The sequence below is a fragment of the Microcystis sp. M53598_WE2 genome (genome assembly GCF_030067735.1).
Classification (GTDB): Bacteria; Cyanobacteriota; Cyanobacteriia; order Cyanobacteriales; family Microcystaceae; genus Microcystis; species Microcystis aeruginosa.
The window spans coordinates 1-1101 of record NZ_JASJFE010001088.1 but is presented as its reverse complement, the minus strand read 5'-3'; the positions used below and the strand labels follow the sequence as shown (position 1 = coordinate 1101).

The 1101-nt window shown below is 45.5% G+C and carries 1 protein-coding gene and 1 pseudogene; one reads left to right on the top strand and one right to left on the bottom strand.

The window, feature by feature from the left end; translation table 11 throughout:
• On the top strand, positions 1 to 486 hold a 486-nt coding region (locus PX636_RS22160), incomplete at its 5' end, for a nitroreductase family protein (protein WP_288118949.1).
• Between the two features lie 323 nt (positions 487 to 809).
• Here the strand turns inward: PX636_RS22160 and PX636_RS22155 are convergent.
• Positions 810 to 1101, bottom strand: a pseudogene (locus PX636_RS22155) (hypothetical protein); the annotation flags it as partial.

Below are 1101 nucleotides of genomic sequence, written 5' to 3'. Positions count from 1 at the left end.
GATGAGGCACAAAAGGCCGCTTTAGCCGAGGCCGCTTGGGGACAAAAGCAAATTATCCAAGCGCCGGTTACTTTTGTTTTCGCTGCCGATGCTGCCGCAGGAGGGGGAGAGCTAACTCCTATCTATGAACAGGCTCTCAGTACGGGTGCCTGGAGCGAAGGCACGGTAAAATATTTTCAACAGGCAATCCCGGGATTTCAAAAGAATTTAGGCGAAAAAACCCGGGAATACGCGATTAAAGATGCCATGATCGCCGCTACTCATCTGGTTTTGGCTGCCGAAAGTCTCGGTTTATCTAGTTGTTTTCTCAACGGTTGGATTGAGGACAAGGTAAAAGCTGTCATTGGTGCTGCCGATCATCCCCATCTGGCGATCGCTGTTGTCGTTCCCATCGGTTACGCGGCGGAACCACGGCTTAATCCGGGGCGTTTACCCTTAGATTACAATGTTTTTGTGGATCGCTTGGGTAATCCCTATCAAATCTAAACTTTAGCGATGACTTTCTCTCCCTCAGCTTGGTTAACGCCCTTTTTTAACACTCCCCTTTGGCGCGCTGGGGGAGTGTCGATCACTCTTGGTTGGACTATTGGTATTCTTGTACTGTTTATTCTTGTCACCTGTCTGACGATCGCTTTTAAAAGTTTACTAAAAAATCGTCTGCTGAAAAGTATCGGTTTTGGTAAGATATCCCTGTTGTTTTCAGGGATGAGAAGATGTGGACTTCCAAACCCCCTCATACTCCCAGTCAAACCAAAATTTAAGTTATACTTCATCTATTTTAGCTTTTAAGAGCAGGCTAGGGAAAAATCCTAAAATCCGAAAGAATAACCGATTTTTAGCTTTAATTGACTTTGATCATTGCCATTAGTGGCAATATCTCCCTCGATACCCCAATCGATCACACCTTGGCGATTAATTTGCTGACGAATTCCCATACCAGTGCGAATTAAAACGCCACCATTACTATTATCGCCGGTAATTACGCCCAATTCTGCTAAAAAAGTGCGATCAAAACGTTTCGGATAACCAATCGGTCGCGAATAACCGAGAATTGCTGCCGGGGAAAAAGCTCGATCGCCGTTATCGGGGTCAGTGTTTATG